At 68.3% G+C, this 15,483-nt stretch carries 13 protein-coding genes and 1 pseudogene; 5 read left to right on the forward strand and 9 right to left on the reverse strand.

Going from position 1 to position 15,483, the window contains the following annotated elements:
* Positions 1–93: 93 nt before the first annotated feature.
* Both ACQPWW_RS22620 and ACQPWW_RS22625 read right to left on the reverse strand, forming a co-directional pair.
* Positions 94–2,235 carry an MMPL family transporter gene (locus ACQPWW_RS22620; RefSeq protein WP_433125351.1) on the reverse strand — a complete coding sequence of 714 codons (2,142 nt, stop codon included), beginning with the start codon at positions 2,233–2,235 and terminating at the stop codon, positions 94–96.
* A 219-nt stretch (positions 2,236–2,454) separates the two neighbouring features.
* Positions 2,455–2,754 carry a hypothetical protein gene (locus ACQPWW_RS22625; RefSeq protein ID WP_433125352.1) on the reverse strand — a complete coding sequence of 100 codons (300 nt, stop codon included), beginning with the start codon at positions 2,752–2,754 and terminating at the stop codon, positions 2,455–2,457.
* A gap of 48 nt (positions 2,755–2,802) precedes the next feature.
* On the opposite strand from ACQPWW_RS22625, the gene ACQPWW_RS22630 reads away from it, so the two are divergent.
* Positions 2,803–3,495 carry a lanthionine synthetase LanC family protein gene (locus ACQPWW_RS22630; protein ID WP_433125353.1) on the forward strand — a complete coding sequence of 231 codons (693 nt, stop codon included), beginning with the start codon at positions 2,803–2,805 and terminating at the stop codon, positions 3,493–3,495.
* A 203-nt stretch (positions 3,496–3,698) separates the two neighbouring features.
* Here the strand turns inward: ACQPWW_RS22630 and ACQPWW_RS22635 are convergent, their stop codons facing one another.
* From ACQPWW_RS22635 to ACQPWW_RS22645, 3 genes are all read right to left on the reverse strand, one after another.
* A complete protein-coding gene (locus tag ACQPWW_RS22635; protein ID WP_433125354.1) occupies positions 3,699–4,460 on the reverse strand; it encodes an SDR family NAD(P)-dependent oxidoreductase in 762 nt (253 codons plus the stop codon).
* Positions 4,461–4,556: 96 nt separating this feature from the next.
* Positions 4,557–6,059, reverse strand: a complete 1,503-nt coding sequence (locus ACQPWW_RS22640; protein ID WP_433125355.1) for an MFS transporter — start codon at positions 6,057–6,059, stop codon at positions 4,557–4,559.
* Between the two features lie 160 nt (positions 6,060–6,219).
* The gene (locus ACQPWW_RS22645; protein ID WP_433125357.1) at positions 6,220–6,801 is read right to left on the reverse strand and encodes a TetR/AcrR family transcriptional regulator; all 582 of its coding nucleotides are present in this window, start codon (positions 6,799–6,801) and stop codon (positions 6,220–6,222) included.
* 247 nt (positions 6,802–7,048) lie between these two features.
* On the opposite strand from ACQPWW_RS22645, the gene ACQPWW_RS22650 reads away from it, so the two are divergent.
* From ACQPWW_RS22650 to ACQPWW_RS22660, 3 genes and pseudogenes are all read left to right on the forward strand, one after another.
* The gene (locus tag ACQPWW_RS22650) at positions 7,049–7,861 is read left to right on the forward strand and encodes a DUF5984 family protein (RefSeq protein WP_433125359.1); all 813 of its coding nucleotides are present in this window, start codon (positions 7,049–7,051) and stop codon (positions 7,859–7,861) included.
* A gap of 91 nt (positions 7,862–7,952) precedes the next feature.
* Positions 7,953–8,597, forward strand: a complete 645-nt coding sequence (locus ACQPWW_RS22655; RefSeq protein WP_433125361.1) for an alpha/beta fold hydrolase — start codon at positions 7,953–7,955, stop codon at positions 8,595–8,597.
* A gap of 108 nt (positions 8,598–8,705) precedes the next feature.
* Positions 8,706–9,094 (forward strand): annotated as a pseudogene (locus ACQPWW_RS22660) (transposase); the annotation flags it as partial.
* A gap of 65 nt (positions 9,095–9,159) precedes the next feature.
* Here ACQPWW_RS22660 and ACQPWW_RS22665 read toward each other — a convergent pair.
* The 4 genes from ACQPWW_RS22665 to ACQPWW_RS22680 all read right to left on the reverse strand — a co-directional run bounded on the left by ACQPWW_RS22665 (position 9,160) and on the right by ACQPWW_RS22680 (position 14,139).
* Complete coding sequence (locus tag ACQPWW_RS22665; RefSeq protein ID WP_433125363.1) at positions 9,160–11,097, reverse strand: NACHT domain-containing protein; 1,938 nt, start codon at positions 11,095–11,097, stop codon at positions 9,160–9,162.
* Positions 11,098–11,536: 439 nt separating this feature from the next.
* The gene (locus ACQPWW_RS22670) at positions 11,537–12,472 is read right to left on the reverse strand and encodes an SDR family oxidoreductase (RefSeq protein WP_433125365.1); all 936 of its coding nucleotides are present in this window, start codon (positions 12,470–12,472) and stop codon (positions 11,537–11,539) included.
* 131 nt (positions 12,473–12,603) lie between these two features.
* Entirely contained in the window at positions 12,604–13,227 is a 624-nt protein-coding gene (locus ACQPWW_RS22675; protein ID WP_433125366.1) for an NADPH-dependent F420 reductase, read from the reverse strand.
* A 177-nt stretch (positions 13,228–13,404) separates the two neighbouring features.
* A complete protein-coding gene (locus ACQPWW_RS22680; protein ID WP_433125367.1) occupies positions 13,405–14,139 on the reverse strand; it encodes an SDR family NAD(P)-dependent oxidoreductase in 735 nt (244 codons plus the stop codon).
* A 315-nt stretch (positions 14,140–14,454) separates the two neighbouring features.
* On the opposite strand from ACQPWW_RS22680, the gene ACQPWW_RS22685 reads away from it, so the two are divergent.
* On the forward strand, positions 14,455–15,366 hold the full coding sequence (locus tag ACQPWW_RS22685) for a LysR family transcriptional regulator (RefSeq protein ID WP_433125369.1): 912 nt from the start codon (positions 14,455–14,457) through the stop codon (positions 15,364–15,366).
* The last annotated feature ends 117 nt before the right edge of the window (positions 15,367–15,483 follow it).

The following is a 15,483-nucleotide window of genomic DNA, read 5'->3' on the forward strand; positions in this document are numbered from 1 at the left end:
ACAAGGGCGGCGGACACGGTGACGGCCGCCGGGCCATGACAAAGATCCGGGACGGGCAAGAGCCCGTCCCGGATCTCGAGTGTGCCGCCGCGCTCACCGTTGCGGCGCGGGCCCCTCCACGAGCGGCCGTTGATCGTCCGGCAGCTCCACCGGTCGGGACAACCGGCTCGGCCACCACATCCGCCGGCCGATCAGCAGGGTGAGGGCGGGCACCAGGACCGACCGCACCAGCAAGGCGTCGAGCAGCACGCCGAAGGCGACCAGGAACCCGACCTCGATCAGCATCACCAGCGGAAGTGAGGCGAGGACCGCGAACGTGGCCGCCAGGACCAGGCCTGCCGAGGTGATGACGCCACCGGTGGCGGAGAGGGCTTTGAGTACGCCCTCTCTGGTGCCGAGGCGCACGGTCTCCTCCCGGGCCCGACTGGCCAGGAAAATGTTGTAGTCGATGCCGAGCGCCACCAGGAACAGGAATGCCAGCAGCGGCACCGAATAGTCGACGCCCTTGAACCCGAGGATCGTGTCGAAGACGAACACGCTGCCGCCGAAGGCTGCCGCGAATGAGACGATCACGGTCGCCATCAGGACCAGCGGGGCCACGATCGCTCGGAGCAGTAGCCCGAGGACGATCAGGACGACGGTGAGCACCAGCGGGATCACCAGCTTCTCGTCGCGGGTGGTGGTGACCTCGGTGTCGAGGTTCTCCGCGCTCGGCCCGCCGACGATCGCCTCCGCCCCGTTCACCGCGTGCACGGCGGTACGCACCCGCTTGATCGTGTCATACTCCGCGGCGGTGTCCGGCGCGTCGGTCGGGAACACGGAGATGTCGGCCCAGCCTCCGCTGGTCTGCCCCGGGACGGCCAGGGCGACACCGCGAGTGCCCTGGACGATGTCGAGCACCCGTTCCTGGTGCGCCGGCCGCGTGAAGATCGTCATCGGCTGGCCGCCGAGCTCCGGGAAGTGCTGGCGGAGGACGGTGAAGCCGGTGACCGACTCCGGCGGGGACAGGAACTGGTCCTGCTCCCGCAGGGCGCCGGTGTTGCCCGCCAGCCCGATGGCGAGCACGCCGAGGACTCCGAGCGAGCCGAGCGTCGCCACCCACCGGCGGCGACTGATGGCGGTGCCGAGCCGTCCCCACAGCCCCGGCTTCACCTGGACGGCCGTGTTGAACCGCGGGATGGCCGGCCAGAAGATCCGCCTGCCGAGCACCACGAGCACCGCCGGGAACAGCGTCAGCATGGCCACCAGCGCGCACAGGATGCCGGCCGCGCCGATCGGGCCCAACCCGCTGGTGCTGTTCAGGTCGGCGACGAGCAGGCAGAGCAGGCCAGCGATCACGGTGGCCGCGGACGCGACGATGGCCGGCGCCGCGCCGCGTAGCGCGTGGACCATCGCGACCCGGACGTTCTCGTGGTGGTGCAGTGTCTCCCGGTACCGGGCGATGAGCAACAGCGCGTAGTCCGTGCCGACGCCGAATACCAGGATCGTCAGCAGCGCCGAGTTCTGGTCGTTGATCACGATGCCGAAGCCCTTGACGAGCAGGTAGACGGTCGCCATCGCGGTCAGTGCGGCCGCGCCCACAGCCATGAGCGGGATGAACCACAACACCGGGCTGCGGTAGGTGAGGATCAGCAGGAGCGTGACGACGACGACGGTGGTGAGGAAGACCTGCAGGTCGATGCCGTCGAAGACGGCGTCCATGTCGCCGTCGACCGCGGCGGGTCCGGTCACGTCGAGTTCCAGGCCGGCGGGGCGGTCCTTCGCAGCGTCACGCAATGGGCCGACGATGGTCTCCGGTGCGCCGTAGGTCGTGCTCACGTCGAGGGTGAACATCATCGCCTTGCCGTCGGTGGAGGGTCTCGTCGGTGTGCCCTCGTCGTCCTCGCCGCCCGCCGCCGTCGCCTTCGGCGGGTACCGCTTGGCAAGGGTGTTGTGGTGGCGCTCGACCGACGCGCGGTCGGCGTCGGTCATGCCGCCGGCGCGGTGGTACACGAAGACGAACGTGTTGTCCTCACCGCCGGGGAGGCTGTCCTCCAGCACCGCCACCTTGGTGGACTCGGCGCTGGCCGGCAGGGTGTCCACGGCTCTGTCGGTGGTTACCGAGCTCAACTTCCCGCTCAGCGGCACCATGACCGCCGCCAGCGCCACCCACAACCCGATCACCAACCATGGCAACCACCGGCCTGCCAAGCGACCGGCCGGCGCTTCCCCGGGCGGCGCTGCCTTGACTGCCATCACTAGCTTCCTCCATACGGGTCAGTCCGCTTATCTGATGCCGACTTCGTACCGAGCGAATCTGAGACGACCGTTAATGCGCCGCTCCGGCATCGGTGGCCGCGATGTCGCTGGAGACGGTGTTGCGGGGGTGGCGGCGAAGTTTGACTGTCTCTTCAGTGACCACGGAAGGTGACGGCAGAGCACCCGCACTGCGTCCGGTTTTGGCTCCCCTCTGTGTCAAGAGGCCGCGGCGAGGGTTGTTCTAGGCTGGGGTGTGGCGGGTCCGGGAAGTGACTTCTCCGAAGAGCCGGCGTGGGGATGTGAGCTGGTCACGCTGGAGTCAGTAGTCGTGTCCCGTTGTCCTCCCGGGCCCGTCGCCGTGGCCGTCGTGGCGTCGTCGATCAGTTGTCGGTAGACGATGTCGGACAGGCGTCGTTTCAGCGCTCGCATCGCTTCCATGGATGTCTTGCCGGCGGCTTTCTTGCGGTCGAAGTAGGCGCGTCCTTCGGTGGGGTTGCGCAGCTGAACCGTGGCCATGATGTGCAGCGCCCGGTTGACTTGCCGGTTCCCGGCTCGGGAGAGGCGGTGTCGTACCTGCTCGGCGATGCGCTGCGGGACGCGCTGTGGCGCCGGTTGGCGCAGCAGCCGCCCCTGGACCGGGCGGCGGAGCTGCGCACCCTGGGCGTCGCGCACGGCTGGGCCGGCTACCTCTACGCGCTACTGTGCTGGAGCGCCGCGGCCGGTACCGCACCGCCGTACGGGGTGGCCGAGCGGCTGGCGGAGTTGGCGGCACAGGCTGTCCCGGCCGGTCGAGGGGTGTACTGGGCGTACCAGGTCGGCGGGCCCGCCCCCGACCCCGGGCTCGGTACCAGTTGGTGCAACGGCACCGCCGGCTACGTACACCTGTGGAACCTGGCGCACCGACAGTACGGCGAGGCGGCGTACGCCCGGCTGGCCCGGCAGGCCGCGTGGAGCACGTTCGACGCGACCGAGGCAAGGGCCGGGGACCTGTGCTGCGGTTCGGCCGGCCGGGCGTACGCGCTGCTGTGCCAGTACCGGCACAGCGGTGAGCCGGCCTGGCTGAACCGGGCCCGGGCGCTGACCGGCGAGGCGGTGGCCGGGGTACGCCGGTGGACGATGCGCCGGGACAGCCTGTACAAGGGCGACGTCGGTACCGCCGTGCTGGTGGCCCAGTTGGCACACCCCGACCACGCCCGGATGCCGCTGTTCGAGCTGGACGGCCCGGCCGGCTGCGGTCGGGCCGTCCAAAGCAGATAATTGACTACCGCCCGAGGTGGCCGGCATCCACGCCGGCCAGCACAATGGCCTGACCGAGTTCGGGTCCCGCAAGCGCCGGGCGGCTCTGGGGGCCAGTCGGCGAGACCACGCGGATCGCGGCAGATGCGGATGCCGTCACAGAACCCCGAGCCGCTCGCCTAAACGATGGAGGCGTTGCAACTCAACGCCGTTAACGACCTCAGCTACGCGGCGGCTCCCCCGTCGAACACCAGGTCGGTGCCGACGGCGAAGCCGGCGTCGGGCGAGGCCAGGTACAGCACCGCCGCGGTGATCTCGTCGAGGGTGCCGACGCGGCCGATCGGCAGCTGTGCTGCCATCCGGTCGGCGCGGTCGGCTGGGCTTTCCCCGGGCCGGAGGGACATCCCGGTGTCCATGGGTCCGGGGCTGACGCTGTTGATCCGGATCCCCTCCCGGATGTGGTCCAGGGCGGCGTTGCGGGTCAGCGCACTCACCGCAGCCTTTGTCGCGACGTACGCGCCGAGCCCCGCGAGCCGCGCGTGAGCGCCGAGGTTCGAAGCGATGTTGACGATAACGCCGCCACCGTGGGCCCGCATGTGGGCGATTTCGTGCTTCATGGACAGCAGCGTGCCGGTGAGGTTCACCGCGACGAGGTGATGCCACTGCTCCTCGTCGACATCGCCGACCGGGCCAACCGCGGCCAGGATGCCGGCGCTGTTGACCGCGATGTCGAGCCCGCCGTACCGGCTGGTAGTCTCGCCCACCAGCCGGGCCAGGTCGGCTGAGCGGGTGACGTCGGCGGTGACGGCCGAGGACCGGCCACCCTCGTCCTCGATGAGCTTGACGGTTCCGTCAAGCGAGCCGATCGTGCGACCCGCCACGACGACGGCCGCTCCCTCGCGGGCGAACGCTCGTGCAACGGCCTGGCCGATTCCTCCGCCGCCGCCGGTGACGAGGGCGACCTTGCCGGTGAATCGCTCGGTCATGGTGTTGACTCCTTCTGGGTGTCGGAGCGGTAGTGTTGGTGCGGTTCGCGCTCTGGGAGCGCCATCGGCCGAGGCGGCCGAGGTCGTTGTGGTCCGTCAGCCGGACCGGTGGGGGCGGGTACGCCCGGTCAGTGCAGTGACAGCGGCCAGTGCGGCGAAGGCGAACCCGGCGGCACCGAATGCCCAGGCGTACCCACTGGTGGTCGCGTCCGGTAGGCCGGCACCGCCGGTCTCGAGGTGCGAGGTGCGCGCCGTGGCGAGCGCGGTCAGCAGGGCCAGGCCTGCCGTTGGTCCGACCTCCATCGCCGTGTTCAGCACGCCGCCAGCGAGCCCTGCTTGCCGTGGTCGTATGTCGGATAGCGCGAGCACCGACCCGGCGGAGAAAGACAACGCGACTCCGGCCGGCAGGAGTACGAGGCCAGGCAGCAGACCGAGGCCGTATCCGGTTTGCGGGTCCACACCGGCCAGCAGGAGCAGGCCACCGGCCGCCAGCGCGAGCCCTGCGGAGGTAACGCGCTGGGCTCCCCAGCGGGCGATGAGCCGCCCGGACAGCCGCCCGGCGACGACGAGCACCACCGCGTACGGGAGGAACGCCATCGAGGTGCGCAGCGGCGTCCAGTTTCGGATCTGCTGGAGGTACAGGACCAGTAGGAGGGAGACGACGGCGGTTCCGGCCGCGGACAGGGCGATCACGAGCAGTGCGGTCACCCGCCGGAGATCAGCCAGGAAGGACATCGGTAAGAGTGGATCGGCGCTGGACAGTTCGACCGCGACGAACGCGCCGAGCAGCACCAGGCCCGAGGCCAGCGGGGCCAGCACCATCGCCGAGGTCCACGCGTGTTCGCCGGTCACCACCAGGCCAAAACTGAGCAGCGTGATTCCCGTGGTGGCGAGCAACGCGCCCGGCAGGTCGAGCGTGGCCCGGCCGTACCGGGTGTCCGCGGGCAGCAACCGCGGCGTCACCACCGCCGCCACCGCCGCGACCACCAGCGGAACCGCCAACACCCATCGCCACGACGACCAGGCGGCGACGATCCCGGAGAGGAGAATTCCCAACGTCGCACCGAGTACCGACAACCCGCCCCAGGTCGCCATCGCTCGGCCATAGCTGACGGGGTCCGGAAACACTCGTCGCAGCACCGCGACGGCTGCCGGCGCGACCAGGGCGGCGCCCACCCCCTGGGCGAACCGTGCGGCGGTGAGGGCCGCACTTCCGGGAGCAAGTGCCGCCACCATCGAGGCGGCGGCGAAGACAACGAGACCGGCGGTGAACATCCGGCGTCCGCCGTACCGGTCGGTGAGCCGACCGCCGAAGAGCAACAGGCCGCTGAAGGACAACCCGTAGGCGGCGCTGAGAAGGACCAGGCTGGACTGGCTAAGTCCCCACTCTCGGCCGATCATTGGCAGCGGTACGGAGATGACGGTGATAGTGAAGATCAGCGTCGTCTGCGCCGTGCCGAGCAGGACGAAGGCAGGGCGGACCGCCGGGTTACCCGGCCCGCCGTCCTGACCTGCGTAACCGAGTCGCGGCCACGGGCCACGACCGTGCGCCGCCGCACCGAGCCTGCCCGGCGGTACGTCGGGGATCGTTGCCGCCATCGTTCCTCAACCTCCGGTATTCGGGAACGGTTGTTCTAGATTTGACGCAGGAGAGTGACACTGCAAGGTCGAGAAGGGAGGTCGACACCGAGCCGCCGGGTACGAATCTCGGCTGTGGCGAGCCCGCGGGCGATCAGTGGTCCGCTTCGGCAGCCCGTCGTCAGTCGAGCAGGGCCAATGCCTGCGTGGCGGCGTCCCGCAGCCGCCTCGGCTCGGCCGACACCCTGCCGACCACCCGAATGCCCTGCATGAGCACGAGCAGAAGCCGGGCCAGTGCACGGGGGTCCTTGCCCGGCGCGAGTTCACCCTGGGCCTGCGCTCGGATCAACGCAGAGGTCATCGCGGTCTCCAGGTAATCCCAGCTCGCCGCCACGCGACGCGCCGCCTGTCGATCATGTGGCGCAACCTCCACGGCTGTGTTGACGATGAAGCAGCCACGCCGTCCGCTGTCGCCGCCGGCCTCGCACGCATATCGCTCGACGAGGGCCCGTACGGCCGGCAGCGCCGGGCCCGGCTGCGACAGATCGCGCAGCAGGCCGGGGTCGACCAGGTCGGCGTACCGGTCGAGCGCCTTGAGATAGAGATCGTGCTTGTTGCCGAATGTCGCGTAGATACTCGCTCGCGCCACGCCCAGATGCTCGACCAGGTCGGCCATCGAGGTCGCCTCGTACCCCCGCTCCCAGAACAGGTCGAGGGCCGCCCGCAGTGCCACGTCCGGATCGAACTCCTTGGTCCTTGCCACGGCTCGACCCTATCCGTATCTGGATCGATTGGTCAAGAAAAGTTGAGGTGCCCCGCCGCAAGCCGCATCTCTTGGCCCGCCGCTGACGGCCCGAGCTGGGGAGGAGGACACAAGCCGGCATCTCGGCACGGTGCCGCGACATGCTTGAGTGCACGAATCTCGGCACGACGGGGGCCGCGTCGGAAGCGCGGTGGGCGGCCGATCCGGACTCTCGATGGACCGCCGGTCGTTACGGGATACTGCCCCGATGATCAGGTTCCGGTTCGAGCTGTACCCACTGGATGAGGTGTCACAGTGGGGCAGTGACCAACCGAGACTCCACTGGTTCGGGCTCACCGAGGGCCGGTACTGGCTCGAGGCAAGCGGGCAACAGCTGCTGCGCCGCACCAGGCACGTTCATCCGCATCCCTACATCGACTACTACCTGGCCCGGCTCTGGGAAGACGTCATTGTCCTTACACCCGAGGTGCTCGAGCCGGTGCCCGAGGATCTGCAGCCGTTCATCGCCTCTGACCCCACGCAGTGGGCGTGGGACCCGCTCGATTTCGTGGAAGAACCGGATGAGAGACGGACCGACGACGGGAACGCGGACGTGCCCGACCATCCGGTCGTCACGGCCGGGATCTGGCACAGCGAGCACTACCTGGACTTCGGTTACCTGCGCAATCCTCCCGATCTCCGGCTCTGGCGGACCACCCGCGACGATCGCGACGAGATCACCATGGATTGGCGGCACGAGGAGGACGGCGAGATCGGTTTCACCGCCGACCCCGCAGTCCGGCTCAGCGTCCCGACCAGCGCATACCTTGAGGCCGTGCATACCCTCAACCGCGAACTGATGGACACCATGGGGCAGCGGGTCGAGGAGCTGGAACGCCGCGGCGGCGGGCTACCTGGCGTGGACCTCGACCTCGTCCATCTGCGGCGGGAGCACGAGGACAGGCGGCAATGGCTTGCCAAGAACCTCGACCGCTCCCCGAAGACCGACTGGAACGTTGTCCGTCACGGTGCCCACCTGCTGCTCGGTGACGTCGGACGGACCGACGCCCCAACCGGCTAGGCAAGCCTTCGAGCGCGTGACCGGGAGAGCATCCGCTCATCGGTTAAGCCGCGACCGGTGGCTGTCGTACCTGTGTGTGAGGCTCCGGGGCATGGCGACTTTCGTTCTGATCCACGGCGGCGGGGGCAGCGCCTGGGACTGGCATCGCCTTGTCCCCGAGCTGACCAACCGCGGCCACGACGTGGTGGTACCGGAACTGCCGATCGAGGACAGATCCGCGGGATTCGCCGAGTTCTGCCAGACGGTCGTCAACGCGATCGGCGACCGGAGCGACCTCGTGGTCGTCGGACACTCGTACGGTGCGTTCACCGCGCCGCTCATTGCCGACAAGCGGCCGGTGCGGCTAATCGTCCTGCTCACACCGATGGTCCCCACGCCCGGTGAGAGACCCAATAACTGGTGGGCCAACACCGACTACCGCAGCGCGGAAGGGCTCAGCGAGGAGCAGCAGTTCTACAACGGGGTGCCGGCCGAGATTGTCGCGGCGGCAGCGGCACATAGCCGGGACCAGGTCAGCGCGGAAGGAAACGAACCGTGGCCCCTGGACGCCTGGCCAAACGTGCCGACGACGATGCTCATCGCACGCGAGGACCGGTTCTTCCCGGCGGACTTCCAGCGCCGGGTGGCCGCCGACCGACTCGGCATCACCCCGGACGAGATAGACGGCGGCCACTCGGTGGCACTCAGCCACCCGCAGCAACTCGCCGACCGGCTAACCGCGTACCTGCTGCCCTGAAGTCGGGACCACTACGGTCTCCGAACCTTCGGGCGCCAGCTCTTCGTCCCAGTAGCTGGCGCCCACGGCCGGCGGCAGATCCGGATACCCGGCGTCGACGACGTGGAGGCTCCGTCCTTGACCGGCGGCAACCGCCATGACGTCACCCAGCTCATGCCCCTGGTCGACAAGGTCCCCCCATCAGGGGCATCCGCGGCAAGCCACGCCAACGCCCCGACCGGCTCTACGCAGACCGCGGCTACGACTTCGACTGCTACCGCCGCGAGATGCGGGCCAAGGGCATCACCCCGGTCATCGCCCGACGCGCCACCGCACTCGGCTCCGGACTCGGCACCCGACGATGGTTCGTCGAACAGACCATCGCCCTACTGCACTGTCTCCGCCGCCTGCGCATCCGCTGGGAGATCCGCGACGACATCCACGAAGCGTTCCTCACCCTCGCTTGCGCCATCGTCTGCTGGCGCCGACTCCCACGCTCAAAGACTGAGGAGTTCTAAGGGCTGCCACCGGGCGAAGCTCCCGTCGCCGGACCGCATCCTGTTCAGCCTCAGTATCCGAAACCTCACATTGTGTGGCCGTCAGAAAGGCTGGGAGGACTCGGCGCTTGGCCGGCCGCAGCACCCGACGTACGGCTGACCTGCGCCCGGTCGCTGTTCGAGGGCTGGAGTAACCGCTGAACTGGGACCTTGGTACCGAGGTACGCCAAGAAGGTGGAGTGGCGGAACTCGTAGCCGGCCCCGGTCCGCTTGAGCACGCCACGTCGGTGTGCGTCGTTCAAGAATCGCAACAGCCGGAACGGGGAACGGCCGGTGCTCGCCAGTATCAGCCGCACCCAGGCGAACCTCAGCCACGGCACGCCGACCCTGGCGAAACCGAACAGCATCAGCAGGATAAGAAGGAAGCGGACGAACTGCTGCACGCCCATCCACCAGTTCCACTGAACGCCCGAACGCAGCCCCACCACCGCGGACACGGCCAGCGCAGCCAATAGCAGGTTCCGGTCGTTGCGGACGGACCGGTCGATGTCGGTGCCGTCGTCGTCAGGGGCGCGGCCGAACGCGACGCCAACAAGGAGCGCTGCGGCCAGACACATCCCCGTGCTCGCGAGCACGGTGACGACGAGGCGACCCTCCGGTACGACAAATACGCCCACCAGCGCACCGATCGCACCGCCGGCCACGACACCGTAGGCGACCAAACGTCTGTGCAGCACCAGCCGGGTCGGCCTGGGATTCACCACCAGCGAACCGACCACCTGGCTCACGACGACCGCAGCCGCCAGGCCGATCCACGGGCCGTACCGCATGCCCACGAACTGCAGGGCGGTCAGGAAGACCACCACGCGCAGCGGCAGGATCGCAGCCCGGCTGAGATCGGGCAGCTGCCACCAGTGAAGCGTGGTCCTATTTTGCGTCAGCATCCGCCGGGCGAGAAACCGCAGCCAGCGGATGGCCTGTTCGGCAGGGTACCGCCGGAGGGCCGGGTTCCTCCGGTCGCGGTAGACAGCCGGGAGGAAGGCGTCCATGAGCGCGGCGCGCGCCTGCGGGACGGTCCCGGCAAGAAGAAGGCCTGGATCGGTCCGCGGGTCGTCGAACGCCGTGCGGGCGAGGTAGATCATCAGGGGCGAGGAGAGTAGCACCGCCAGCCCGCCTCGCGGCTTCTCCTGGATGTGCACGATGACGTCGTGCCACCGCTCCTCGCCGCGGTGTTGCCCAGCCGGGAGGTAGTGCACCGCCTCTTCGGACCGGAGCGGTTGCACGATGATCTCGGCGGCCCTCGGCAGTGTCACCCCGGACTTTTCCACCGCTTCCCGGAACGCCTTCTCTTGGGAGACCAGAACGAGTGACCTGCCCGCCGCGAGTTCAGCGCGGAGCCGGCGCAGGACAGGCGGCCGGGCCCCTGCGGGAATCTCGTCGAAGCCGTCCAGGATCGGCAGGATGCGCTCGGCCGCGCGCGCGGCAGCCCGCTTGCCGAATCGCCGTGTGTCGCCGAGATTGGGATGGATCTGCAGCATTGTCGAGGTCAGCCACTCGTCCAGGCTCTGCGCCGAATCCCAGGTCGACACCGCAACGATCACCGGCACAACTGCGGTGTCGCTGCCGAGCAGGTCGACAGCGAGCCGCAGGGCCATCGAACTCTTACCGCTGCCCGCCGCCCCGAGGATGACCAGTTGGCGCACCGGCAGACCGGCGAAGTAGTCGGCGACATCTTCGATGCTGCCGGTCCGTTCGGCGCCGGCCCAGCGAGTCGGCTGCAGGTACGGCGGATGGAGGTCGCGGCTGGACGTTTCCTCACTCAGCAGCCACTTCGTCCGCGCCGCGAGGTAGTCGTGGGCTGCCTCATCGAGGTCACCGCCCGCCGATGATCGAGCGGCACGCCACGTCAGCATCAGGCTGACGACGGTGACCGACAGGCTAAGGACGCTCGAAATCCGGTCAGCGCGGTCAAGGTCGGTCTCGGACAGCAACCGGACCCAGTTCAGCAGCGCCAGCACCGCCACGACAGCCAGGACCACTGCGAGGGGCCGCATCCGCGCTCGCCACATTGGGGCATTATCTAGGAGTTCTGGGTGCTCGACCACAGCGTGTCGGATTGTTCTCGCTGTTTGTCAGCGCGCGTCCCATGAACGCCGGCGACTGGGACTGCATCCGCACCCGACCCGCAGCATCGAAGACCTCGCGCGGGCATGACCGGCTAGGAACATCAACAAGGTTCCGACGCCTTGTTGATCGTTTCCGAGTGGGTCATGCCCGCATCGCCATCATCGCTGGTCTTCTCGTTGTCGGCCGTACCCCGGAATCCGCCCGCCGAAGTTGACTGTCGGCCTACCCGCGAAACCGGCCTGGGTACCCGATCCACGCACTCGCCGAGCCGGCTCCGCTCCGCGCCCGTCGCTGCCGAACCGATCCGCCAGTCCCCTGGAGATCGGGTCCCTGCCGTCAGCTGGCGGGGAAGTAATGGCCGTTGTCCAGGTCGGCGAGCAGGCTGGGCTGAGTGGGTTCCCAGCCGAGGGTTCGGCGGGTGATGAGGTTGGACGCCGGGTAGCTCTGCGTGACGATGTTCGCGAGGAACCCGAAGTATCCCGGCACCATCAGGACGTCCGCGGGAACGCTTACGACGGGCAGGCCCAGGCGGCCGCCGATCGCCTCGGCGATCTCGCGGAACGGGATGCCGCCGTCCCCGACCGCGTGCCAGTATCTGCCGGCCGGCCCCTTCTCCAGCGCCAGGCGGAACACGGAGGCGGCATCGCGGACGTGCACGGCGTTCCACAGGTTCGTGCCGTCTGCGGGGTAGCCGACGAAACCCTTCTCCTTCGCGAGCGCGATCAGTGTGGGGAGGAACCCGGCACGATCGGTCGTGCTGTGCGCGATGTTGGCAATCCGCACGACCGAAGACCGCACTCCCCGCTCTGCGAGGCCGACCACGGCGGTTTCCACGACGTTACGAGCCCGCAGGGTGCCCTTGTGCTCATCGCCGCCGGGAAGGGCCGGGTCCTCCTCCGTGGCCGGCCGGCCCAGGTTCCCTGGCGAGCCTATGCTCCCCGCCGCGACCAGCGGCTTTCCGGTTCCCGCCAGTGCCTCGCCGTACGCGAACATGATCGGGACCTCCGCGGCGGCCACGGCGTCGATCCCGCCGTAGACAAGCAGGTCCTGCCGGTGCGCGACGTGGATGACGCCGTCGGAGTCCGCGGCGGCCTCCTGGAGCCCGTCGAGGTCCTGGAGGTCGCCGCGGCGCACCTTCGCGCCCAGCGCGGACAGCGCCGCCGCGGCCGCGTCCGACCGGGCCAGGCCGGTGACCTCGTGCCCGGCGGCGATGAGCTCGGGGATGATGTACGAACCGGAATGGCCGGTCCCGCCAGTGACGAAAACGCGCATGCTGCTATTCCTTGTCAATGATGTGGCGCGAGAAGTGGTGGTGCGGGCGGGACTACCTCTGCCGGTCAATGCGCCGTCTCCGGGCCGCCGGAATCCAGAGGGCTCTGTTCGCCGACTGCTCGGCGGGGGGATCAGCCGGTGAATTCATTGACGCCGAGGGCGAAGTCCCAGTGGCCAACCCCGTTGCCGGCGAGGCCCATCGTGATCAGGCCCATTCCTTCCAGCCAGTGCGCCATTTTCAGGCCGCCGACGTCCAGAGGGCGCAGCCCGAGGCTTTCGATGAATGCGGCCACGCCCGCCTTGGCCTGCACATTGTCGCCAGCGATGAAGACGTTGGGCCGGCCCTTCTCCAGGACATTACGGAAGATGGTGTTGAATGCCTTTACCACGCTGGCGCTGGCCGGGGCCACCTTGGCGACTTCCTGCGCGATCGAGGTCTCCTCGCTGTGGGCCAGTCCGTCGAACGAGGCGTTGAAGGGGTTGCTGATGTCGACGATGATTTTGCCCGCGAGGGCGTCTCCGTACTCGGCGACGACCGGAACGACACCGCCGTACAACAGGGCCGTAATGACGACGTCCCCGGCCGGGACGGCGCCCCACTTGCCCGTCGTCGAGCCGCCGCCCAGAGCCTTGGCCAGCAAATCGGCCTTGGACTGATCGCGTCCCATGACCTCGACGGTGTTGCCGCCCGCCACGGCGAGCGTGCCGATGGCGCGGGCCATGTTCCCCGTACCGATAAGGGTGATGCTGCTCATGAGGTGTGCTCTCTTCCTGTTCTCGAGGGTGTCATTCTGTTTGTTCGTGCCAGGGCAGGCGCAGGAGACCGGCGGCGACTTCCCTTGGTGTGCACGGTCCCAGGGCTGCATGCCGACGAGAGCGTGAGGTGGCCCCGCATTTCGACGGCGGGCGGCAGCGAGCGCCTGGTGTGTGGTTCAGATGGCGGTGGTGCCGCCATCCGTGACCAGTTCCAGGCCGTTGACGTAGCTGGAGTCGGCGGAGGCGAGGAAAAGGGCGACGGTGGCGATTTCTTCGGGGCGGCCCATCTTGCCTCGGGGGATGAGGGACTCGAATGCGGCCTTGGTTGCCTCGTCGAATAGTTCTTCCTGTTTGGCGGTGGCGACCTGGCCGGGAGTCAGGACGTTGACCCGGATCTTGCGGTCGCGCAGTTCGTTGAGCCAGACCCGGGCCCATGCCTGCTGGACGGCTTTGCTTCCCGCGTAGAGGCTCCAGCCAGGGAAGGCGCCGAGGGAGGCGTTGGATCCGGTCATGAGGATCGAGCCATCGTCGTTGATAAGCGGCAGTGCCTTTTGCACGGTGAACAGGGTGCCGCGCGCGTTGAGCCAGAAGGCGCGGTGGAACTGTTCCTCGGTGATCTCGCCGAGGACAGCGGGTTCACCCATCCCGGCACTGGCCCACAGCACGTCGATCGAGCCCTTTTCCCGCTTGACGGTATCGTACAAGCGGTCCAGGTCGTCCAGTTCGGCCGCGTCACCCTGGACGGCGGTGACGTTGCGGCCGATCAACTTGACGGCATCGTCCAGTGCTTCCTGCCGCCGGGCCTGAATGAAGACGTGCGCTCCTTCCTCGACGAACAGTTTGGCGCCGGCCAGTGCCATGCCGGTGGATCCACCGGTGATCACCGCTACCTTGCCATCGAGCTTTCCCACGATCACTCCGTTTAATTGAAGTTCAGTCTTGCATTCGCAAGACTTTGTACAGACTGTGTTTCGATGGTTGGCCGGATCGCCGTTGTTGACGGTTATGTCATCGATGCCGTCGAATGACGTGGCGGACCCGGATCGATTCATCAGGTGCCCATGTCGGTTGCGGGCCGCACTACCAGGTCCGAGGGCGAATTCTTATACGGAATTTGCGCCGCCCCCATCAGGTACGCATTAAGCGTGCCACTGGCCTGAGTCGCTGTCCAAGACCTCTTTCAGCGGTTGCGATACCCTGAAGGCATCGCCATACCGGGAGGCTCCATGGATCTCGACCTGCGCAAGTTGCGCTACTTCGTCGCCGTCGCCGAGAAGCTGCACTTCGGCCGCGCCGCCGAGGAGCTGCACATCGCGCAGCCAGTGCTCAGCCGGCAGATCCGCGCCCTGGAACAGGATCTCGGCACCCCGCTGCTGACAAGGGACAGCCACGGCGTGATGCTGACCGATGCGGGCAGGCAGTTGCTGACCGACGCCGGCCCGCTGCTGGCCTCCGCGCACGCGGTCCGCCACCGGGTGACCGTGGCCGCACGGGGCAGCCAGCGGCTGACGGTCGGCTTCCGGGCGGGCATTGCGCTCACCCCTGCGGTACGGGAGTTCGCCACCCAGCACCCGAACGTGATCGTGGACGTGCAGCGGATCGAATGGGACGACCAGGCCACGATGCTGCTCGACGGCCGCATCGATGTCGCCTATGTGCGGCTGCCCATCGACGAGACCGGCCTACGCGTCACCCCGCTGTACACCGAACCTCGTGTGGCAGTGCTGCCCGCCGGCCACCGATTGGCCGGCAAGGAGCAGATCACCGAGGCCGACCTGGCCGGCGAGCCGCTGGTCTGGCATATGGACACGAGCACGCAGCCCACCAGGCGCCCGCACCCTAACGCCGGATACCTGGTACGCGGGGTGGACGAGACACTCGAGCATGTCGCGGCCGGCCGAGGCATCTCGTTCCTGGCCCGTTCGGCAACCGTGTTCTACTCACATCCGGACGTCAGCTATGTGCCCATCCCGGATCTGGCGCCCGAGCAGGTGTGCCTCGCGGTGGCGGCATCGCGCACCTCGCCGATGGTCGACGATTTCTTCACCGCGGCTCAGGCGACGGCCGAGATAACCGCAGAATGCGGGAACTACGAAATGTGGCAGCTTGGCAGCGGCACCGTTGCAAAGCGCGGCTGATTAATTCCGCGAGACAATTCGGCTACACGGCGAGCGAAAGTACGCCAGGCAGTGGCCGCACCGGGTCTGGGCGATCGAGGGCTGCCAGGGCATCGGCCGACACATCGCCAACCGGCT

Origin of the sequence: Micromonospora sp. CA-240977, from assembly GCF_050942285.1 — a bacterium.
Classification (GTDB): Bacteria; Actinomycetota; Actinomycetes; order Mycobacteriales; family Micromonosporaceae; genus Micromonospora.